This window comes from Cellulomonas taurus (assembly GCF_012931845.1).
GTDB lineage: Bacteria > Actinomycetota > Actinomycetes > Actinomycetales > Cellulomonadaceae > Cellulomonas > Cellulomonas taurus.
In genome coordinates this window covers 923,779-944,749 of record NZ_CP051884.1, presented here as the reverse complement: position 1 = coordinate 944,749, position 20,971 = coordinate 923,779, and the positions used below count along the sequence as shown (strand labels likewise).

Here is a 20,971-nt window from a genome sequence, read left to right as displayed (position 1 = left end):
CGGCGGCGTGCGCTAGCGGTCCGCGCGGATCAGCAGGGTGGTGAGTGCCTGCGCGACCGCCGTGGGCTGCTCGATCGCCGTCAGGTGACCGGCGGCGGGGATCACGACCGGCTCGATGCCCAGCAGGCCGGCCATCGCGGCTGCCTGCTCCGGCGGAGTCGGGCCGTCCTCGGCGCCGACCAGGACCAGGGCGGGCCGGGTCCACCCGCGCAGCACGTGGCTGCGGTCGGGCCGGGCGGCCATCGCGCGCTGGGACCAGGCGATGCCGGCCGGGTGCTGCTCGTCGATCCAGCCGGCGAGCTGCCGGACCAGGTCCGGGCGGGTGGCGCGGGTGGTGTCGCCGAGCACGGCGTCCACCATCGGGCGCACCGGGTCGACGCTGCCGGTGCGCTCGGCCTCGTCCGCGATCCGGCGACGGTTGGCGGCTGCCTCCGGGGTGTCGGCGACCGCCTTGGTGTCCAGCAGGGCGAGGGCGGCGACCAGCTCGGGGTGGCGCTCGGCCAGGGCGAGGGCGACGTACCCGCCCATCGACAGCCCGGCGACCACGGCGGGACCTGCTGGCACCTCAGGCCGGGCCGGGTCGGCGGTAGGGGCCGAGTCAGTGGGACGGTCTGGGTCCGCGGACTCGGTCGGTGCGGCCCCGGACAGCAACGCGGCGACCGCGTCCGCGGCCGCTTCCAGCGCGGGTGCTGCATCCGGTGCCGGGGCGGCGCCCATGCCGGGCAGGTCGATGGCGATCACCGGGGTGCCGGCGGTGATCAGCCGACCGACGGCGGACCACATCCGGGAGTCGACCGGGAAGGCGTGCAGCAGGACCAACGGGGTGTGCCCCGCGACGCCGGGTCGCAGGACGTGCGGGACGACGGTGACCATCAGGCGTCCTCGGGTCGCGGGTCGGGATCGGCCTGCTCGGAGGGGCCGTCCCAGGTGGTCGGCAGCGGGGTCGGGAAACCGGGCCGGACCCGCGCGACGATCTCGTTCAGGACCCGGCGGACGTACGGCTCGCCGACCCACAGGTGCTTAGCCCCGTCGACTCCGACGATCTCGGCCTGGTGCACCTGGGCGAAACGTCGCCGGGCCTCCTCGGGCCGCAGGTAGTCGTCGTGCTCGGGGACCAGGGCGGTCAGCGGTCGGCCGTCGGCGTCCCAGGCGTCGAGGTCGGCGTCGGTGGCCCGGTGCAGCGGCGGGGAGAGCAGGATCGCGCCGCGGACCAGCGGGTCCAGGCCGTGCATCAGGGTGAGCTCGGTGCCGAAGGACCAGCCGACCAGCCACGGGTTCGGCAGGTCGTGGAACTCGGCGAACTCGATGGCCGCGTGCACGTCGAAGCGCTCGGCGCGGCCCTCGTCGAAGCTGCCCTCGCTGGTGCCGCGCGGGCTGCTGGTGCCCCGGGTGTTGAACCGGAGCACCGCGATGTCGGCCAGCGCCGGGAGCCGCCAGGACGCCTTCCGCAGCACGTGCGAGTCCATGTAGCCGCCGTGGGTCGGCAGCGGGTGCAGCGTCACCAGGGTGGCGGCGGGGGTGCGCGGGCTGCCGTCGGGGTTCGCGGGCCGGGCGAGTTCGCCGACCAGGGTCAGGCCGTCGGCGGTGTGCAGCTCGATGTCCTCCCGATGCGCGGGCAGGACGGTCAGGGATCGGATCTCGGTGCTCATCGACTCCGAGGGTACGCGCGGGTCCGCGGCTCGACCCGCCGGTCAGCGGGTGGGTCGGCGGCGGTGCCGGGCCTCCCAGCAGGAGGTGTGCCAGTGCCGCCGATTGTCGAGGGCAGCGGCGTCGCCGAGGATGCTGTCCGCCTGCCAGGCGACCACGTGCGCGGTGCCGGTGGCGATCAGCTGGTCGCAGCCCGGGCAGCGGAAGGTGCGGTCCGAGCCGCGCACCCGCTGGGTGGTCCACTCCCCGTCCGGGCCGGACTCGGCCCGCCGGATACCGCCGACCCGGTCGAGGTCGAGCGGGACGTGCTCGGCGTTGTACGGCCGCTTACCGGATCGACGTGAACGTGGCACCGTCCCATCCTCACCCATGGCACGGCACCCCCGCGCCCGACGTGCGGGGGCGGGGGTGCCGGTCGGTCGGGCTCAGCCCAGCTGCGGCGCGGTCTCGACCGGGGCGATGGTGCCGGTGCGGATCAGCTCGCTGTACCAGTACGCGGAGTCCTTGGGGATCCGCTCCAGCGTGTCGTAGTCGACCCGCACGATGCCGAACCGGCGGTCGTAGCCGTAGGCCCACTCGAAGTTGTCGAACAGGGACCAGACGAAGTACCCGCGCACGTCGGCACCCTGGTCCATCGCGGCACCCACGGCGTCGATGTGGTCGTGCAGGTAGCTGACCCGGTCCTCGTCGTGCACCCGGCCGTCCGCGGAGACCTGGTCGGCGAAGGCGGCGCCGTTCTCGGTGATGGCCATCGGCAGCTCGGGGTAACGCTGGTGCAGGGAGACCAGCAGGTCGGTCAGACCCTGCGGCTCCTGGTTCCAGCCCATCGCGGTGTGCGGACCGGGCTGGGGCAGCCACTCGACGTCCTCGGCACCGACCCAGGTGCTCACGACCGAGGACTTGTGACCGTCGACGCCCGGGCTGCCGTCGCCGACCTTCGGCTCGCCGTGCAGCTTGCGCACCCGACCGGTGGAGTAGTAGTTCACGCCGAGCAGGCTGAGCGGCTGGTGGATCAGTTCCAGGTCGCCGTCCTGGACGAAGGACCAGTCGGAGACCGCCGCGGTCTGGGCGAAGATCTCCTCCGGGTAGCGGCCCTCGAGGATCGGCTGCAGGAAGACCTCGTTGGCGATCAGGTCGATCTTGTGCCGCGCCGCCAGGTCCTCGGCGGCGTCGCTGTCGGCCCGGGTGACGTGCAGGTTGAGCGTGATCGAGACCGTGGCGTCCTCGCCCAGCACCTCGCGGATGGCGGTGGACGCCAGACCGTGCGCCAGGTTGAGGTGGTGCACCGCCGCCAGGGAGGCTGCCTGGTCCTGGCGACCCGGGGCGTGCACCCCGGAGGCGTAGCCGAGGTAGGCCGAGCACCACGGCTCGTTCAGGGTGGTCCAGATCTCGATCTTGTCGCCGAGGACCTCGGCCATCTTGCGGGCGTAGTCGGCGAACAGGTACGCGGTGCGCCGGTTGGTCCAGCCGCCCTCGTCCTCCAGCGGCTGCGGCAGGTCCCAGTGGTAGAGGGTGACGACCGGGTTGATCCCGGCGGCCAGCAGGCGGTCGACCAGGTCGACGTAGAACGCGATGCCCTCCTCGTTCCACTCCCCCGACCCGGTGGGCTGGACCCGCGGCCAGGAGATCGAGAACCGGTAGGCCTCCAGCCCGATCTCCTGCATCAGGGCGACGTCCTCGGGGACGCGGTGGTAGTGGTCGTCGGCGACCAGGCCGGTGTCACCGTTGAGCACGGCGCCCGGGACGGTGGCGAAGGTATCCCAGATCGACGGACCGCGACCACCCTCGGTGGCGGCGCCCTCGATCTGGTACGAGGCGGTGGCGGAGCCCCAGACGAAGTCGGCGGGGAACTGGCGGCCGGACGGGCGGGTGGCGGGCATGCGAGTCCTTCGGTCGATCGGGATCCGGTCGACGGCACGCGGGGCTGGCCGGTGCAGACGACGGTGTCGGCGCTTGTCGAAACGATACGATACCGCGATGGGAACGCTCCCGCTAACCCCGTTCGACGGCGGCTTCGACGGATCGCCGCCGCTGGGGGCACCCGCGGCCGGGAAGCAGGGATCGAACCGCTTCGGCGCGCACTAGGGTGAGCGTCATGGCGACGATCGACGACGTGGCGAAGGCCGCAGGGGTTTCGGCCTCGACGGTGAGCTACGTGCTCAGTGGCAAGCGACCGATCTCGCCCCGGACCCGGGAGCGGGTGGAGCGCACCATCCGTGAACTCGGCTACCGGCCGCACGCCGGGGCGCGGGCGCTCGCGTCCAGCCGGAGCAACATCATCGCGCTGATGGTGCCGTTCCGGCCGGGGATCAACGTCCAGATCATCATGCAGTTCGTCGGCGGCGTGGTGACGGCCGCCCGCTCGCACGACCACGACGTGCTGCTGCTCACCCAGGACGACAGCAACGGGGTGGACCGGGTGGCGTCGTCGTCGATGGCGGACGCGATCATCGTGATGGACGTCGAGGCGGAGGACGAGCGACTGCCGGCCCTGCGGTCCCTGAAGCAGCCGTCGGTGCTGATCGGCGTGCCCTCCGACCCGAGCGGGTTGTGCTGCGTGGACCTGGACTTCACCGCCGCCGGGCGCTCGGCCGTCCGGACCCTGACCGATGCCGGACACCACAGGATCGCCCTGATCGGGGCATCGCAGGAACGGATCGACCGCCGGGCGAACTACGCGATCCGGATGCGGGCCGGGGTCGCCGAGGAGGCCGAGCTGCGCGGCGCCGAGCTGACGATGCTGCCCTGCGAGCCGAACTTCGCCGGTGGCGTGGTGGCGTTGGAGCGGGTGCTGGACGAGACACCCGGCGTGACCGGTCTGGTGGTGCACAACGAGTTGGCGTTGCCCGGGGTGATGTCCGCGCTGGAGCGGCGCGGGGTGCGCGTCCCGGAGGACATCTCCGTGGTGGCGATCGGCGCCGCCGACACCGGCACCGGCCTGCCCCAGCCGCTCACCGGCATCGATGTCCCGGGCGAGGACATCGGTCGGGTGGCGCTGGAGATGGCGATGGCCCAGTTGGAGGGGGACGCGCTGTCCACCACCCGGCTGGTGTCCCCGGAGGTCACCGACCGCGGATCGGTGTCGGCACCGGCGGTCTGACGCCCCCGGCGCGCAGGCGCGGGCGCGGTCGGCAATTCGGGCCCGAGGTCGGCAGTTCGCGCCCGAGGTCGGCAGTTCGCCGGGCCTCGATCGGCGCGGAGTGCCGACTTCGACGCAGCCACGAGTGGGCGGAGCCGGGCCGGGGTGGGCGGAGCCGCCCCCAGGCGCCCAGGGGCGGGGCGGTCGGCAGGTCACCACGCGAGGTCGGCAGTTCGCGCCCGAGGTCGGCAGTTCGCGCCCGAGGTCGGCAGTTCGCCCGGCCTCGACGGGCGCGGAGTGCCGACTTCGACGCAGAGGCGAGTGGGTGGAGCCGGGTCGACGGGCGCGGAGTGCCGACTTCGACGCAGAGGCGGGTGGGCGGAGGCGGGTCGGCCGCACTCCCCGGGGTCGCGGGAGTGCGGCCGACGCGGGTCAGATCGCCAGGGTGGCGGTGTCGCCCTCGGCGGCCACGACCCGGTCGCCGAGCTGGATCGACCACGGGGCGGTGGCACCGGTGGCGGTCGCCGTGATGGTGTCGCCGGTCCGGGTGACCCGGAACGACACCTGGCCGACGGTGGTGGTGGACGCGTGCCCGTCGACCAGGTCGAACAGCCGCAGCGTGACACCGTCGGCGTGGTCGTAGTCCGGCCGGTCGGTCCGGGCACCCACCGGCAGCACCGAGTCCGGTCGGACCAGCAACGGCACCGACAGGAAGTCGTGCCGCTGGCGGTGCCAACGCGGTCCGGTGATCCGGCTGCCGTCGATCAGGCTGGTCCAAGTGCCCTCCGGCACGTAGACGTCCACCTCGCCGTCGGCGGAGAACACCGGGGCGACCAGCAGGCTCTCGCCCAGCATGTACTGGGTGTCCACGGTGGCCGTGGCCGGATCCGCCGGGAACTCGAGCACCATGGGTCGCATCACCGGCAGGCCCTCGGTGTGCGCGGTGCGGCCGACCCGGGCCAGGTACGGCATCAGGGACAGCTTGAGCTCGGTGAACCGGCGAGTGACCTCGACCGCCTCGTCGTCGAAGGCCCACGGCACCCGGTAGGAGTCGGAGCCGTGCAGCCGGGAGTGACTGGACAGCAGACCGAAGGCGAGCCAGCGCTTGAACACCGCCGGGTCCGGGGTGCCCTCGAAGCCCCCGATGTCGTGCGACCAGTAGCCGAAGCCGCTCATCGACAGAGACAGGCCGCCGCGCAGCGACTCGGCCATCGACACGAAGGTCGACTCGCAGTCACCACCCCAGTGCACCGGGAACTGCTGACCACCGGCGGTCGCCGACCGGGCGAACAGCACGGCCTCGCCCTCGCCGCGCTCGGCGACCAGCAGGTCGAAGACCGCCTTGTTGTAGAGCTGGGTGTAGTAGTTGTGCATCGCCTGCGGGTCGCCGCCGTCGTGCCAGCGGACGTCGGTCGGGATCCGCTCGCCGAAGTCGGTCTTGAAGCAGTCGACCCCCATGTCGAGCAGGGTGCGCAGCTTGCCCTGGTACCAGGCGACCGCCTCCGGGTTGGTGAAGTCGACCAGGGCCATCCCCGCCTGCCACATGTCCCACTGCCAGACCGAGCCGTCCGGGTTCTTCACCAGGTACCCGAGCTCGCGACCCTCGTCGAACAGGTGGCTGCGCTGGGCGATGTACGGGTTGATCCACACGCAGACCTTGAGGTCGCGCTCGTGCAGCCGGCGCAGCAGCCCCTCCGGGTCCGGGAAGGTCGCCGGGTCCCACACGAAGTCGCTCCAGTGGAACTGCCGCATCCAGAAGCAGTCGAAGTGGAAGACGCTCAACGGCAGCCCACGCTCGGCCATGCCGTCGATGAAGGACATCACGGTGCCCTCGTCGTAGGACGTGGTGAAGGAGGTGGACAGCCACAACCCGTAGGACCAGTCCGGCACGGCAGCCGGTCGCCCGGTCAGCGCGGTGTACCGGCGCAGCACGTCCTTCGGATCCGGCCCGGCGATCACGTAGTAGCGCAGCCGCTGGCCGGCGACGCTGAACTGGGTGCGCGACACCGCCTCCGAGCCGATCTCGAAGGAGACGTGCTCCGGGTGGTCGACGAAGACGCCGTAGCCCTTGTCGGAGAGCAGGAAGGGCACGTTCTTGTAGGCCTGCTCGGAGGAGGTGCCGCCGTCGGCGTTCCAGACATCGACGGTCTGCGAGTTCTTCACGAAGGCGGTGAACCGCTCGCCCAGGCCGTAGACGTGCTCGCGGACGCCCAGGTCGAGCTGCTCGCGGACGTAGGGGGTGCCGTCCGCGTTGACGATCGCCAGGCCGCGCGCGTCCGACCCGGTGACCCGGCGGCCGTCGACGGCGATGTCCAGGGACCAGCCGCCCTCGGTGGCGACGGTGGCGGTGAGGTTGCCGGTGGCGAGGGTGGCCGGGCCGGTCGCGGGGACGTCGACCTTCGCGACCGGGCCGCCGGAGCCGGTCAGCTCGAAGTGCGGTCCGGGATCGTTCGCGCCGCGGAAGTGCTCGACGGTGACACCCAGGACACCCTCGGCCGGGGAGTCCAGCGTGATGGTGATCAGCGGCCGGTTGAGGGTGTCGCCCCGCTTGGTGAGCGGCGCGCTGGCGGCGTAGACGGTGAGCGAGCCGTCGCCGGCCACCACCTCGTCCACGCCGACCGGCTTGAGCAGGCTCACACCTGGTCGGGTCATCCAGTAGCCGTCGGTGAACTTCATCGATCCTCCTCGATCATGGCGGCGGCGGACTCGGCGGGCAGCACGAGGTCGCCGGTGGTGCGGGTGCCACCGATCAGGTCGGTGGCCGGGTACGGCAGACGGACAGTGCGCGGCCGCGTGCCGTGGTTGAGCAGGAACAGCACGTCACCGCGCCGGATCGCCTCGACCTCCGGCGGGCAGTCCACCGGTGCCCGCAGCCCGGCGGCCTCGGCGGCCGCCAGCACGATCCGGTTCAGCGCGTCGGCGGGCGGCACGGTGGACAGGTACCAGGCGCTGCCGCCGCCGGGGTGGGTGCGTCGGGTGAGGGCGGGGCGGCCGGCGAGTCCGGCACCGGCGTAACGGGCCAGCACGTCGGCGTCGTCGGCGCGCAGCAGCTCGGACCAGGTGTGCGCGGTGAAGTCGCCGATCAGCTCGCTGCGCACCTCGACCCCGACCTCGGGCAACGGGCGATGCTGCTCTCCGCTCACCCCGAGCACCTCGGTCCAGGGACCGGGGAACCGCCCGGCGCGGATGTGCGCATCCGGGTCGGCGACGGCGGAGAACGGTCCGACCAGCAGCACTCCCCCACGCTCCGGCACCCGCGCCAGGTTCGCCGCGTCCTGGTCGGACACCAGGTACAGCCCGGGGACGACGACCAGGGAGTAGCCGTCCAGATCGGCACCGGGCGGCACCACGTCCACCGCGACACCGGCACGCCACAGCGGCTCGTACGCGTCGAGCAGACGGTCGACCGCGTCCATCCGGTCGCTGGGGCTGCCGGGTGCGCGGCCCGCCCACCAGGAGCTCCAGTCGAAGACCAGCGCCGCGCGGGCCTCCACCCGGGTGCCGGCGACCGGGCGCAGCCGCCGCAGCACGTCTCCCTGCTCGATCACCGCGCGGTGCAGGTCGGTGTCCGGCCCCGCGTGCGGGAGCATCGCGGAGTGGAAGCGCTCGGCCCCGGCCAGCGACGCCCGCCACTGGAAGTAGCAGATCGCGTCGGCGCCGTGGGCGACCGCCCGCACCGAGTCCACCAGCATGGTCCCGGCCGATCGGGGCAGGTTGTGCGGTCGCCAGTTGACAGCACTGGTGGCCTGCTCCATCAGCACCCAGGGGCGGCCGTCGCCGAGCGAGCGCATCAGGTCGTGGGTCAGCGCGGCGCGGGCCGGGCTGCGCGGGTCGGCGGGGTCGGCGTACCAGTCGTCGGCGACCACATCGAGGTCGTCGGTCCAGCTCTGGTAGTCCACCAGCGGGAAGAAGCCCATGAAGTTGGTGGTCACCGGGACGGCGGGGGTCGCGTCCCGGAGCAGCTCGGCCTGGACCCGGTAGAGATCGCGCAGCTGGTCGGACGCGAACCGCCGGTAGTCCAGCTCCTGGGTCGGATTGTGCAGGTAGGGCGCCCTGCGCGGCGGGATCACCTCCGACCAGCGACCGTGGTGCTGCGACCAGAACGCGGTGCCCCAGGCCCGGTTCAGCTCGTCGAGACCGCCGTAGCGCCGCTGCAACCAGGCGCGGAAGGCATCGGCGCACAGATCGCAGTAGCAGACCTGGCCGAACTCGTTCCCGACATGCCACATCGCCAGCGCCGGGTGGTCGGCGTAGCGCTCGGCCAGCACCCGGACGATGCGCAGGACGTGCTCCCGGTACACCGGGGAGGTGGGACAGAAGTGGTTGCGCGAGCCGTGGCTCATCCGCACCCCGTCCTGGTTCACCGCCGAAGTCTCCGGGTGGTCGACGGCGAGCCACGGTGGCGCGGAGGCCGACGGTGTGGCGAGGTCGACGGCGATCCCGGCGGCGGCGAGCAGGTCGAGCACCTGGTCCAACCAGCCCAGGTTCCATTCGCCGGGCTGCGGCTCCAGTCGCCCCCAGGAGAACACGCCGACCGTGACCAGGTTGACCCCGGCGGCGGACATCAGCGCGACGTCCTCCGGCCATACCTCGGCGGGCCATTGTTCGGGGTTGTAGTCGCCGCCGTACAGCAGGCCGCGCTCCCGCACCAGGGTGCTGAAGGCGTTCCGGGCGTTCCGGCGAGGGGTATCAGGGTGCACCGTGCGTCATTGCCTCGGGTTCGGGCTCCGATATCGAAGCGCTTCGATTGCGTCTGTTCGACTGTACCAAGCCGTGGAGAACGATGTCGATATCAGAGCGGGACGGATGTCCGGACCCCCGGCGTCAACTGCACCAGCCAGCGACGATCCCGCCAGCGGACCAGGCGATGCCCCGACGATCGATCCGACCGGGCCGTCAGCGAGACGGCGGTCGGCCGCCCCTGCGACCAGCGCAGGTCCACCACGATCCCCGGATGCACCACCAGCCCCCCGACCGCACCGGCGTCCGCGAGCGCCACAGGGAGCGCGGGGAGCAGATGCACGGTGCCGTCGACCCCGCTGGCGAGCAGGTCGGCGACCACGGCGGGCAGCCCCAGGTTGCCGTCGATCTGGAACGGCGGGTGCGCGGCGAGCAGGTTGCGGTACAACCCACCGGCATGCGGACCCCGCTCGGCGTCCCAGGCGGGACGCAGCGCCAGGGCAAGCAGGGTCCCGGCACGGTCGCCGTCGCCGAGCCGCGCCCGGACCGCCGCCTTCCAGACCACCGACCAGCCGGTGGAGTCGTCGCCCCGCTGGTCCAGGGTGGCCGCGACCGCCGCCGCGTGCTCCCCCGGTCCGGCGCCGGGGTAGGCGAACATCAGGTGCGACAGGTGCCGGTGCCGGGGCTCGGTCGCCGGTCGGTCGGTGTCCCATTCCAGGACGGTGCCGTCGGCCGCGACCCGAGGCCCGGGAACCCGGGGCAACGCGACGTCCAGCTCGTCGAGGACGGGGTGGGTCAGGGCCAGGCGGTCGGCGAGTCCGCGCACCGAGGCGGCGAGCTCGTGCAAGAGGACACGGTCCATCCCGGTGCCCCGGGTCAGCGCCGCCGGACCGGCGTCGGTGGCGAACGTGTTCTCCGGTGAGGTCGAGGGCCAGGTCGCCAGGCTGCCGTCGGGTCGCTCGGTGAGCAGGTCGAGGGCGAACTCGGTCGCCCCCACCGCCACCGGCCACAACCGTCGGCACCAGGCGTCGTCGACCGCGTCGAGTCGGCGCAGCTCGTCCAGTTGCCGCACCAGCCAGACCCCACCCATCGGCCAGAGCGCCCAGGATGCGTCGCCCGCCGTCGGCAGCGTGTTCGCCCAGGCGTCGGTGTTGTGGTGCGCGACCCAGCCGCGAGCGCCGTACAGCCGCCGGGCGGTGTCGGCCCCCCGGTCGGCGAGCGCCTCGACCAGGTCGAGCACCGGATCGGCGGTGAACGCGAGGTCGGTGGGACCTGCCGCCCAGAGGTTCATCTCGGTGTTGATGTTCAGGGTGTAGGCGCTGGACCACGGCGGGCGGGGGTCGGCGTTCCACAGCCCTTGCAGGGTGGCGGGCAGCCCGCCGGGTCGCGAGGAGGCGATCACCAGGTAGCGGCCGTAGTCGACCAGCAGCGCCAGCAGGTCGGGGTCGGCGGTGAGCGGGCCGTCCGGGTGGGCGTGAGCGGCCAGGACGCGCTCGTCGGTGTCGAGGGCGGCCGACCCCGGGTCGGTTGCTCGGCCCCGGGCGTCCGGGTCAGGGGCGGAGCGCGGGGCGTCCGGGCCGGGGCGCGGGTCGCGGCAGACGGGTCGCGGATCGGGGGCGGCGGGGCACCCGGCATGGGTGGCGGGGCCGAGGTCCAGGCGGAAGCGGTCCATCAGCGCGCGGTGATCCGCCAGATGTCGGCCGTGCAGCGTGTCGGCGTCGAGCGCCGCGGCGCCGGCCAGCACCGATGTCGCCCGCTCGGTGGCACTGCCCCGGGGCGGTCGGCCGATGCCGTCGAAGTCGGTGGCGGTGGCCAGGCGCAGTTCCAGGTGCCGCACCCCGGTGAAGCGCAGCCGGGGACACCCGTCGTGCGAGGGCCCGTCGCACTGGCCATCGTCCAGCCGCCCGTCGTGCCGCCAGGAGACCGCGAGCGCCCCGGTCAGCGGCTGCACACCCGGCACCCGCCAGCGCAGCGCCGGTTCGGTCGGCTCGTGACCGGGGGCCACGTCGGCGGGCAGCGCCAGGGTGAGCACCGCGCCGTCGGCCGACGCCGTCACCCGCGGATCGCCGAGCCGCGTGCCGAGCGACAGGTCGATCTCCACCGGCCGGTCCGCGGTGAGCCGGTGCAGCAGGATCCCGTCGACGGCGGAGACCAGCGTGCGCTGGGTGATCCCCCCGGCGACGACCACGTGTTCGCCGTCCCGGAGCCGGAGGCGGCGCGTGAGCGGCCCGTCCACCCCGTCGATCCGCAGCACCAGGTCGGCGAACGGCATGAACGCCTGCACGTAGTCCTGCTGCAGCGCCGCGAGCGCGCGCTCGGCGGCGACGATCCGCCCCTGGTCCCAGAGCGCGGCCGCCTCGGCACGCGCTGCCGCCGCCCGCTCGGCGGTGATCGCGCCTCGTCGGGTCGCCGACCCCACCCCGCCGGACCACGCCGTGACGTCGTTCAGGCTGAGGTGGAGCCGATCGGCCGATGCCTGCACCATCGCGCCGGTCCGACCGTTCCCGAGCGGGAGCCCGTCCAGCCAACCGGAGCTCGGTCGGCGGTACAGCAGCTCCCGCCCGGGACGATCGGTCGTCACCTCAGAACCGCACGCCGCCCGCGGCCAGGCCCGAACGCCAGAACCGTTGCAGCGAGATGAAGATGACGATGATCGGGACGATCGACACCAGGGCACCGATGATCACCAGGGTCTGCAGACCCGGGATCGTGATGGCCGCCTGACTCCAGCCGGACAGGCCGACGGTGACCGGCTGCAACCGGGTGTCGGTGAGCACCAGCAGCGGCAGCATGTAGCTGTTCCAGGAGCCGATGAACGCGAACAGCAGGATCGTGACCGAACCCGAGCTGAGCAGGCGCGAGGCGATGGACCGGAAGATCCGCCACTCGCTCGCGCCGTCCAGTCGGGCGGCCTCCAGGATCTCCCCCGGCACCGCGGAACCGGCGAACACGAAGCCGAGCATCACCCCGAACGGGTAGACCAGCTGCGGCAGCAGCACACCGAGCATGGTGTTGTTCAGGCCGATCTCGACCAGCAGGACGTAGATCGGCTGGGCGAGCACCGTCTGCGGGACCAGCATCGATCCGAGCACCGCGCCGAGCACGACCGACCGCCCCCGGAACCGGTAGACGGCCAGCGCGTAGCCCGTGATGACGCAGATGAACGTCATCAGGATCGAGCCGACACCGGAGTAGATCACCGAGTTGCCGAGCCAACGCCAGAAGATGCCGCCGTCCCGGGCCGTCAGATCGGCCAGGTTCTGGAACAGGTGCAGGTCGGCGAACCAGAACCCCGGGGTGGAGAACAGGTCGCCGGTGCTCTTGGTGGAGGCGACGATCAGCCAGTAGACCGGGACCAGGAAGTACGCGGCGGTCACGATCATCACCGCCCAGCCGATCGCCCGGGCTGCCCGGCTGGGCCGTTCGCCCTCGGCGGTGGTGCGCAGCCTGGTCGGCTTGCCGGGGGTGGTCGCGGCGGGCCGGCCGCTGACGACGGTCGGGGCGGTCATCGCGCACCGCCCTTCTTCCGGTTGGAGGCGGCGGACAGCGCGATGGACAGGATCATGGTCGCGATCCCGAGCAGCACGGCCATCGCGGAACCGAGGTTGAGGTTCCCGCCCAGGGTGGTGGTCTGGTAGATCGCCATGTTCGGCGTGTAGGAGCCGGAGATGTTCGAGGTGATCGACCGCAGGGTCATCGGCTCGTTGAACAGCTGCAGCGTCCCGATGATCGAGAACAGCGTCGTGAGCAGCACGGCGGGCATGATCATCGGCACCTTGATCTGCCAGGCCAGCCGCCATTCGCTGGCGCCGTCGATCCGTGCCGCCTCGTACATCTCGCGCGGGACGGTCTGCAGCGAGCTGAAGATGATGATCATGTTGACGCCAGTCACCGACCAGATCACCACGTTGACCAGCGACCACATCACCGTCCCGGGGGCCAGGAACTGCGGGTCGACCCCCATCCCACGCAGCAGCTCCACGATCGGGCTGACCTTGGGCTGGTAGAGGAAGCCCCAGATCAGCGCGGCGACCACCGACGGCACGGCGTACGGCAGGAACACGGCGAGCTGGAAGAACTTCTTACCCCGGACCATCGCGGAGTCGAACAGCAGGGCGAGCGCCAGCGCGATCAGCAGCATCACCGGGACCTGCACGGCACCGAAGACCAGGACGCGGCCGAAGGAGCGCAGGAACTCCGCGTTCCCGAATGCCTGCACGTAGTTGTCCAGGCCGACGAACGCCTCCTCCCCACCGCCGAAGCCGAGCCCCGAGCGCTGCACGGCGAAGAAGCTCTTGTAGACCGCGATCACGATCGGCAGCACCAGGAACACCAGGAACAGCGCGACGAACGGCGCGATGAACAAGTAGGGCGCGGCCCGCAGCCCCCCGCTCCGGGCACCACGGGGGCGCCGGGAGCGGAGAGCCGCGCTGGCCGAGGTGGCCGAGGTGGTGGAACTCACCCCTGCACCTCGAGACCCATGTCCTTCAGGTCCTTCACCGTCTTGGCCTGCACCTGGTCCAGCGCCTCGGCGAAGGTGAGCTGCCCGTTGGCGACCTGGGCGAAGGCGTCCTTCAACGCGTCCTGGGTCAGGTCGTAGGTCGGCCCGTCCACCCAGGAGTCGGGCACCGTGACGGCCGCGTCGGCGAAGACCTGGTTGGCGACCGCACCGCCGAAGAACTCGTCCTCGACCAGCAGGTCGCTGTTCTCCTGTCCGACGGTCGCGGAGGGGAAGACACCCCCGTCGATCAGGTGGCTGGTGCCCTCCTCGGTGGCGTTCAGCCAGCTGATGAACTCGACCGCCTGCTCGACGTGCTCGGTGCCGCGCGGCACGACGTTCACCGAGCCACCGGACTCACCGGCGGCGTCGGAACCGGCGAAGGTCGGAGTGGGGGCGATCCCCCACTGACCGGACAGGCCGGCGGCGCTCTCCTTCAGCAGGGCGGGGAACCAGGCGCCGTAGTTGATGGTGGCGATGGTGCCCGCGTTGACCTCGGCCCAGTACTCGGGGGTCCACATCTCGACGGTCTTGACCAGGTCCTCGTCCAGCAGGGTCTGCCACACCTCGGCGACCTCCATGCTGGCCTCGTCGTTGACGCTGACCTGCCAGGAGTCGCCGTCGATGCCGTACCAGGAGCCGGAGTTCTGCCAGACGGTCTGGATCCAGAACCCCGTCTCGTTCGGGGAGAACTGGGCGATGTACACCTCGGGGTTCGCCGCGTGCAGGGCGCGGGCGGCGTCCAGGTACTCGTCCCAGGTGGTCGGCACCTCGATGCCGTACTGGGCGAAGATGTCGGTGCGGTAGAGCAGGCCCGTGGGGCCGGAGTCCTGCGGGATCGCGTACACCGCGTCGTCGAAGACCACGGTGCCCCAGGAGGACGGGGTGAACTCGTCGGCCAGGTCACCCGCGTACTCGGTGATATCCGTCAGCCGGTCGTTGATGATGTGGCCCGGCAACGAGTGGCTGGACATCTGCACGATGTCGGGGGCGGTCCCCGCGTCGATGGCCGCCGGGATCTTGTCGCCGTCGTCGCCGGTCATCCGGAAGAAGTCGATCTGGATGTCGGGATGCGCGGCGTTCCACTCGGCGACGGTGTCCTCCAGGCCGGGGACCCAGCCCCAGAACTGGAGGGTGACCGGCTCGCCCGCGGAGCCGGAGCCGCCGTCGTCGCCACCACTGGAGCAGGCGGTCACCGCCAGGCTCAGCGCACCGACCGTCGCTGCTGCCGCGAGCAGCCGCTTCTTGCTTCCACGTGCCATCGTTGGCGTTCCTCTCTGAAGCCACCGGGGGGTGGGGTGACAGCCGGGGCGCTGTTCACCTGGGCGAGTCGGCGAAGCGCTTCGATCTTGCGTGTGCGAAATTGTGCGACCAGGGAGTGTCGACTTAGGCGTGGCACCGCGATGTGCTCGGTTCCTCGGCACCGCGGGACCACCGCGGGGGAGGTCGTCACTGCCCTCGACGCGCAAGCGCTTCGACGGTCTCGCTGGGGTGACCTTACGGGCTGTGCGCCAGGTGTGACAACCCCCATGCGCTCAGGTGCGGACACGACCGCGCAACTCCGGACATGGGGCGCGGGGCTGGGCGCGCCACGGCCGACCCGCACCCGAACGCGCGACGGGGCGGGCACCCTCCGGCACCCGCCCCGTTCCCCCCGCGACCGATCAGCTCACTTCACGGCACCCGCGGTGATCCCCCGGGTCAGGGTCCGCTGGAACAGGATGAAGAAGATGATCGCGGGGATCATCGACACCAGCGCACCGGCATTGGTCGTCGGCGCGTCCATCATCCGGTCGCCCTGCAGCGATGCCAGCGCCACCGGGATGGTCTGGGTCGCATTGGTGGTCAGCATGACCAGCGGGATGAAGAACTCGTTCCAGGTCCAGATGAAGAAGAAGATCACCAGGACGGACATGGTCGGCCGCACCACGGGGAAGACCACGCTCCACAGCGTGCGCCACCTCCCCGCCCCGTCCAGCGCCGACGCCTCCAGCAACGCCTTCGGGAACGTGCCGAGCACCGACGACAGCAGATAGGTGCCGAACGCCGCCTGGATCACCGTGAAGATGATGATGATCGACCACTGGTTGTTGCTCAGCCCGACCCGCTGGGCCATCTGGAACAGCGGGTAGACCAGCACCTCCTGCGGAAGCATGTTCGCCAGCAGGAACAGGGTGACGATCGACATCCGGCCCTTGATCCTGCCCACGCCCAGCGCATAGGCGCTCAACAGGGAGACGAACACCGCGAAGATCGCCACGAAACCCGAGATCCACACCGAGTTCAGCAGCTTCTGCGGGAAGTTGACCCGCTCCCAGAAGTTGACCAGGCCGTCGGTGTAGAGCTCCTGCGGAATGCTCAGCGGTCCGTTGGTGGAGTAGTCGGCGGGCGACTTGAAGGCGTTCAGCACCATGATGACGAACGGGATCATCATCAACACCGCGACGATGATCGCCGCCGCCAGCACGAACCAGCGTGCGGCGCCACGACGGTGCCGACGGTCCAGGTCGCGGGTCCTGGGCTTGCGCGGGAGCTTGCCGGCGCCGACCCCGGATCCGGTGCCGGGCAGCGTCTCGATCTGGGTGGCCATCAGTGCCCCTCCTCCTCACGACGGGCGCTGCGGGCCTGCAACACCATGATGACGACGGCGACCAGGATGATCAGCAACGTCAGGACGTTCGCGATCGCGGCGCCGTAGCCGACCTTCGACTTGTCGAAGAAGTTCAGGTACGAGTAGTAGCTCGGCACCAGGGTGGAGCTCTCCGGGCCGCCGCGGGTGAGCACGTAGATCGGTCCGAAGACCTTCAGCGCCGCGACCGTGCAGGTCAGGGTGATGACGAAGGTCTCCGGCTTGATCTGCGGCAGGGTGATCGCCCGGAACCGGTGCCACCACCCGGCACCGTCCAGCTCGGCGGCCTCGTACAGCTCGGGGTCCACCCGCTGCAACGCGGACATGAAGATGACCACCGGGTAGCCGATCTGGATCCAGATCAGCACCAGCATCACGCTGGGCAGCGCGGTGTCGGTCGAGCCGAGCCAGTTCGGCGGGTTGTCCAGACCGATCCCGCGCAGGATGACGTTGACCGCGCCGGTCTGGGAGTTGAGGATCCAGTTCCACAGCACACCGGCCACCGCGACCGGGAGGATCTGCGGCAGGTAGTACAGCGCGCGCAGGGTGGACGCCACCCGGGGGCCGAACCGCTTGCCGAGCACGTCGAAGAGCACGGTGGCGAGCAGCAGACCCACGACGGTCGGCACGATCACCATGGCGCCGATCATGGCGATCGAGTTCTTGAACGAGGTCCAGAACTGCTCGTCCCGCATCAGGTCGGCGTAGTTGCCCAGGCCGTACCAGCGCATGGGGGCGTTGCCGCCCTTCCACTTGTGCAGGGAGTAGTAGATGTTCATCCCGAACGGGATCAGGATGATGACGGTGAAGCCGATCAGACCCGGCAGCAGGTAGGGCAGATAACCCCACCGGCCACGGTTCTTCCGTCGGCGCGGGGTGGCGGTCGTGGTGGACATCAGATCTCCGCAGGGGGTGGGGGTGTGGGAGCGGAACCGGCCCCGCCGCCAGCGACGACGGGGCCGGCGGAGCGGATCAGCCCTCGAGCAGGTCCGTCTTCCCCTGCTCGTAGGCGCTGGACAGCGCGTCGAGCACCTGGTCCGGGGTCTTCGACTGGTTGATCAGCGACTGCATCTCCGAGACCAGCACGTCGTAGAAGCCGGCCACCGGCCAGTCCGGGTAGAAGGCCAGACCGTCCTCGTCGAGGATCTCGGTGAAGTTGTCGGTCATCGCCTTGGTCTTCTCGTCGGTGATGTCCAACGAGTCGGGGGCGGCCACCGGCAGACCACCGGCCTGGCCGAGGATCTCCTGCACCTCATCGCTCAGGGTGATGTCGATGAAGTCGTAGGCGAGGTCCTTGTTTGCCGCGTTCTCCGGGACCACCCAGAGGTTGCCGGAGGAGCCCGGGTGCAGGTCGTTGCCCGGGAACAGCCCCTGGCTCCACTGGAACGGGATCTCCTCGTTGAGGCGACCGAACCACCAGGAGCCGGACACCATGATCGGGTAGGTCCCGTTGATGAAGGAGACGCCCATGTCCTCGGCGGTCAGGGCAGCGGAGTCCGAGGCGATGTAACCCGCCTTGATCCACTCGTCCAGCTTCTCGGTGGCCTGGGTGAACGCCTGGTCGTGGAAGTCGACGTCGTTGCTGAACAGCTGGTAGTCGTCGACCAGGTCGCGGTCGCCGTAGTGCAGCACCAGCTCGTACCAGAGCTGGCCCATCGGGTACTCCGATCCGGCCTCGGCCAGCGGCGTGATGCCCTTGTCCTTGAACGCGGCGAGCGCCGCCTCGAAGGAGTCGAAGTCGGTCGGGATCTCGATGCCGTTCGCGGCGAACATGTCGTCGTTGTAGTAGTTGCCCACGAACTCGCCGTAGTTGGCGACGCCGAACCAGTCGCCCGAGCCCATCAGACCCTGCTCGTCGTACATCCCGGTGGTCTGGATCGAGGCGGGCAGCTTCTGGTCCCAGCCGCGCGACTCGGCCTCGTCGGTCAGCGGGCTGATCAGCCCCTGCGAGGCGAGCTGACCGGCGGTGGCGTTGCCCTTGTTGTACTCCATCACGTCCGGCACGTCGTCGCCGGTGAGGAAGATCGAGGCGTTCTTCTGGATCTGCTCGAAGGTCTGGTTCTCGACCTTGACCGTGACGTCCGGGTGCTCGTCCTCGAAGATCTCGATGGCGCGGGCCCATGCCTGCCCCATCGCCGACTCGTCGTTCTCGTAGTGCCAGACAGTGAGCGTGTCGGCGTCGGAGCCCCCACCACCGCCACCGTTGTCGCCACCACAGGCCGCCAGGGCCAGGGGCAGGGCGAGCGCCATCGCGCCGGCCACGTACCGGGTGCGCTGAGACTTCACGTCGTTCCTCCTCATCGAGTGACTGCTGGGTTGTCGTGCGCCGGTGACTCACCGGGGGTCTGGGGTGCGTGCGCGGGTCCGGTGGCCGGGCCGGTGCTGCCGAGGTCGACCAGCCCGCAGCCGATCAGCACCGGTTCCGGCACCTCGCCGGTGTCCAGCACGGTCAGCAGGGTGTCGACCCCTGCCCGGCCGAGGTCGGCGCCCGGCGCGTGCCAGGTGGTCAGGGGCGGCACCGTCTGCCCGGCGACCGCGGGGGTGGAGACCACCGCGGCCACCGACAGATCGGCCGGGATGCGCACACCGCGGGCGGCGAACTCGGCGGCCAGCCCGAACGCCGCCTCCTCGTTCATCACGATCACGGCGGTCGGCGCCTCGGGCACGTCGAGCAGGTCCTCGGCGGCGAGGCGGCCACCGGCCACCGACTCCGCCGCGAACAGCTCCCGGACATCGAGCCCGAGCGACGCGCTCACCCGATGGAAGGCGCGGCCCGCCCGCACCGTGGGCCCGTGACCGTCGGCGACCCGGTGCGCGTCGTGGTTGACCAGCGCGATCCGGCGGTGGCCGAGACCGGCCAGGTGCTGCACCGCGGCCGTCAGGGTGGCGTCGAAATCGACATCCACCACCGGCAGGCCGTCCTGCGCGGTGCGGCCGATCAACGTCAGCGGGATCCCTGCCGCCAGCAGCGCCGACACCCGCGGATCGGCGAGCCCGACCTCCATCAGCAGCACACCGTCCGCCAGCCCCTGCCGCGCGACGTCCAGCAGCGCCCCGGCGGCGTCAGCTGCGAAGGGCCAGAGCACCAGCTGGTAACCACGATCCTGAGCGGCCTCGGTGGCTCCCAGCACGAACTCGGCCGACGTGCGGGACAGCCCGGCCGGTCCCATCGGGAAGGCCAGCGCGAGCACCCGGCTGCGCTTGGTGGCCAGACCTCGGGCGAGCGCATTGGGCCGGTACCCGAGGACCGCCATCGATGCCTCGACCCGGGCGCGGGTGTCCGCGGAGACCGGTCGGGCGGCGGTCAGGGTGGCCGAGACGGTGGACAGGGCGACACCCGCGTGCCGCGCCACGTCCTGCATCGTCACCACCACGTCACTGCCCTCATCCTCGACGGCACGGCCCTCCGTCGTTGGAGAGTCGAAGCGCTTCGCGCGGCGTTACTCTAGCCGCCGAATTTATCCGAGGTCCAGCGCTGCGCGGAAACGCTTCGATAACGGACTGAGCGGCGTGGAGCGGTACGACGCAGTCCGGTAGGCGAAACGGTTCGACTTCGCCGCGAACCGCCGCCGTCGCGACAGCACCACGCCGACCGAGGCTTCCGGCTTCTCCGAGAGTGCTCCGGGAGTGCCGCCACCAGCGCCAGAGGCCGAGGTCCCATTGCGCCAAACGAGTGACATCTAGCGTGACTGCCTGTCACACCCACGAGTGAAGAAGGGAAGCTCGATGTCGCACAGCGCTGTCCTCGTCTCCGGAGGCCCCGATTCCGCGGTGCTCCTGCACGATCTGTACGCCCGCGGAGAGCGTCCGCTCCCGATCCACTTGAATCTCGGCGAGCTCGAGTCCCCCGCGGACGCACCGCGCGCCGCCGCGCAGGCGGCCGCCGTCGGCGCGGAGCTGCACACCATCGACTTGTCGCAGGGCCTGCGGGACATCTACCGGAAGCCCCTCCCCGCCGTCCTGCGCGCCCCGATGATGTGCCGTGTCACCGAGCCGTTCGGCTCGGGGGTCGCACTGAGCATTGTCGCCTCGGTGGCCGCTTCGATGGGCGCTCGCACCTTGTACTACGGCGTACACAAGGGCGACACCATGTTCCGCGACAACTGCGCGGAGTTCTTCGCGACGCTCTCCCGCGCGATCTCGATCGATCTCGGCGAGGACTTCGCCGTCCTGACACCGATGCTCGGCATGGAGAAGTCCGAGGTGTTCGCGCGTGGCGTCGAGCTCGGCGTCGATCTGGCGGCCACGTGGTCGTGCACCGAGGGCTCCACGACCCACTGCGGAGAGTGTCTCGCCTGCGGCATCCGTCGCCGGGCGTTCGCCGGTGCCGGCCTGGTCGATACCACCGAGTACGCGGGGCTCGGACGCGAGACGCCGGTAGCCATCGTCTGACCGCAGCCGAACGCACCGGAGGGGTGGGCATACATCCGCGAGGGCC

16 protein-coding genes are annotated in these 20,971 nt (G+C 71.1%); 2 read left to right on the top strand and 14 right to left on the bottom strand.

The window, feature by feature from the left end; genetic code table 11:
* Positions 1-12: 12 nt before the first annotated feature.
* The 4 genes from HGK68_RS04290 to HGK68_RS04275 form a co-directional block, all read right to left on the bottom strand.
* On the bottom strand, positions 13-873 hold the full coding sequence (locus HGK68_RS04290; protein ID WP_169164845.1) for an alpha/beta fold hydrolase: 861 nt from the start codon (positions 871-873) through the stop codon (positions 13-15).
* Positions 873-1,649 carry an alpha/beta hydrolase gene (locus HGK68_RS04285; protein ID WP_169164844.1) on the bottom strand — a complete coding sequence of 259 codons (777 nt, stop codon included), beginning with the start codon at positions 1,647-1,649 and terminating at the stop codon, positions 873-875. The genes HGK68_RS04290 and HGK68_RS04285 overlap by 1 nt, the downstream gene beginning before the upstream one ends.
* 42 nt (positions 1,650-1,691) lie before the next feature.
* Positions 1,692-2,000 (bottom strand): hypothetical protein, encoded by a 309-nt coding sequence (locus tag HGK68_RS04280; RefSeq protein ID WP_169164843.1) that lies wholly within the window; start codon positions 1,998-2,000, stop codon positions 1,692-1,694.
* A 72-nt stretch (positions 2,001-2,072) separates the two neighbouring features.
* Positions 2,073-3,527, bottom strand: coding sequence for a GH1 family beta-glucosidase (locus HGK68_RS04275; protein WP_169164842.1), 1,455 nt, complete (start codon positions 3,525-3,527; stop codon positions 2,073-2,075).
* Between the two features lie 215 nt (positions 3,528-3,742).
* Between HGK68_RS04275 and HGK68_RS04270 the strand changes: the two genes are divergently transcribed.
* Positions 3,743-4,747 (top strand): LacI family DNA-binding transcriptional regulator, encoded by a 1,005-nt coding sequence (locus tag HGK68_RS04270; RefSeq protein ID WP_169164841.1) that lies wholly within the window; start codon positions 3,743-3,745, stop codon positions 4,745-4,747.
* Between the two features lie 411 nt (positions 4,748-5,158).
* On the opposite strand, the gene yicI is transcribed toward HGK68_RS04270, so the two are convergent.
* The 10 genes from yicI to HGK68_RS04220 form a co-directional block, all read right to left on the bottom strand.
* Positions 5,159-7,402: an alpha-xylosidase gene (gene yicI / locus HGK68_RS04265; RefSeq protein WP_169164840.1), complete on the bottom strand. Its 2,244-nt coding sequence runs from the start codon at positions 7,400-7,402 to the stop codon at positions 5,159-5,161.
* Entirely contained in the window at positions 7,399-9,426 is a 2,028-nt protein-coding gene (locus HGK68_RS04260) for a beta-galactosidase (protein ID WP_169164839.1), read from the bottom strand. The genes yicI and HGK68_RS04260 overlap by 4 nt, the downstream gene beginning before the upstream one ends.
* Before the next feature lie 92 nt (positions 9,427-9,518).
* Positions 9,519-11,987: a glycosyl hydrolase family 95 catalytic domain-containing protein gene (locus tag HGK68_RS04255; protein WP_169164838.1), complete on the bottom strand. Its 2,469-nt coding sequence runs from the start codon at positions 11,985-11,987 to the stop codon at positions 9,519-9,521.
* 1 nt (position 11,988) lies between these two features.
* The gene (locus HGK68_RS04250) at positions 11,989-12,915 is read right to left on the bottom strand and encodes a carbohydrate ABC transporter permease (protein WP_169164837.1); all 927 of its coding nucleotides are present in this window, start codon (positions 12,913-12,915) and stop codon (positions 11,989-11,991) included.
* Positions 12,912-13,868, bottom strand: a complete 957-nt coding sequence (locus HGK68_RS04245) for a carbohydrate ABC transporter permease (RefSeq protein WP_169164836.1) — start codon at positions 13,866-13,868, stop codon at positions 12,912-12,914. Before HGK68_RS04245 ends, HGK68_RS04250 begins: the two co-directional genes overlap by 4 nt.
* Complete coding sequence (locus tag HGK68_RS04240; RefSeq protein WP_169164835.1) at positions 13,865-15,166, bottom strand: ABC transporter substrate-binding protein; 1,302 nt, start codon at positions 15,164-15,166, stop codon at positions 13,865-13,867. Before HGK68_RS04240 ends, HGK68_RS04245 begins: the two co-directional genes overlap by 4 nt.
* A gap of 407 nt (positions 15,167-15,573) precedes the next feature.
* Positions 15,574-16,497 carry a carbohydrate ABC transporter permease gene (locus HGK68_RS04235; RefSeq protein WP_425483674.1) on the bottom strand — a complete coding sequence of 308 codons (924 nt, stop codon included), beginning with the start codon at positions 16,495-16,497 and terminating at the stop codon, positions 15,574-15,576.
* Positions 16,494-17,429 carry a carbohydrate ABC transporter permease gene (locus HGK68_RS04230; RefSeq protein WP_169164833.1) on the bottom strand — a complete coding sequence of 312 codons (936 nt, stop codon included), beginning with the start codon at positions 17,427-17,429 and terminating at the stop codon, positions 16,494-16,496. The genes HGK68_RS04235 and HGK68_RS04230 overlap by 4 nt, the downstream gene beginning before the upstream one ends.
* A 76-nt stretch (positions 17,430-17,505) precedes the next feature.
* Positions 17,506-18,819, bottom strand: coding sequence for an ABC transporter substrate-binding protein (locus HGK68_RS04225; RefSeq protein WP_206155802.1), 1,314 nt, complete (start codon positions 18,817-18,819; stop codon positions 17,506-17,508).
* Between the two features lie 11 nt (positions 18,820-18,830).
* Complete coding sequence (locus tag HGK68_RS04220; protein ID WP_246260699.1) at positions 18,831-19,895, bottom strand: LacI family DNA-binding transcriptional regulator; 1,065 nt, start codon at positions 19,893-19,895, stop codon at positions 18,831-18,833.
* Between the two features lie 364 nt (positions 19,896-20,259).
* Between HGK68_RS04220 and HGK68_RS04215 the strand changes: the two genes are divergently transcribed.
* On the top strand, positions 20,260-20,925 hold the full coding sequence (locus HGK68_RS04215; RefSeq protein ID WP_169164830.1) for a 7-cyano-7-deazaguanine synthase: 666 nt from the start codon (positions 20,260-20,262) through the stop codon (positions 20,923-20,925).
* Positions 20,926-20,971: the final 46 nt, after the last annotated feature.

Bases quoted from the DNA above. Each gene is read 5' to 3' on its own strand.
- HGK68_RS04290 (WP_169164845.1), bottom strand. From the start codon at position 873: ATGGTCACCGTCGTCCCGCACGTCCTGCGACCCGGCGTCGCGGGGCAC.
- HGK68_RS04285 (WP_169164844.1), bottom strand. From the start codon at position 1,649: ATGAGCACCGAGATCCGATCCCTGACCGTCCTGCCCGCGCATCGGGAG.
- HGK68_RS04275 (WP_169164842.1), bottom strand. From the start codon at position 3,527: ATGCCCGCCACCCGCCCGTCCGGCCGCCAGTTCCCCGCCGACTTCGTC.
- HGK68_RS04270 (WP_169164841.1), top strand. From the start codon at position 3,743: ATGGCGACGATCGACGACGTGGCGAAGGCCGCAGGGGTTTCGGCCTCG.
- yicI (WP_169164840.1), bottom strand. From the start codon at position 7,402: ATGAAGTTCACCGACGGCTACTGGATGACCCGACCAGGTGTGAGCCTG.
- HGK68_RS04250 (WP_169164837.1), bottom strand. From the start codon at position 12,915: ATGACCGCCCCGACCGTCGTCAGCGGCCGGCCCGCCGCGACCACCCCC.
- HGK68_RS04240 (WP_169164835.1), bottom strand. From the start codon at position 15,166: ATGGCACGTGGAAGCAAGAAGCGGCTGCTCGCGGCAGCAGCGACGGTC.
- HGK68_RS04230 (WP_169164833.1), bottom strand. From the start codon at position 17,429: ATGTCCACCACGACCGCCACCCCGCGCCGACGGAAGAACCGTGGCCGG.
- HGK68_RS04220 (WP_246260699.1), bottom strand. From the start codon at position 19,895: ATGCAGGACGTGGCGCGGCACGCGGGTGTCGCCCTGTCCACCGTCTCG.
- HGK68_RS04215 (WP_169164830.1), top strand. From the start codon at position 20,260: ATGTCGCACAGCGCTGTCCTCGTCTCCGGAGGCCCCGATTCCGCGGTG.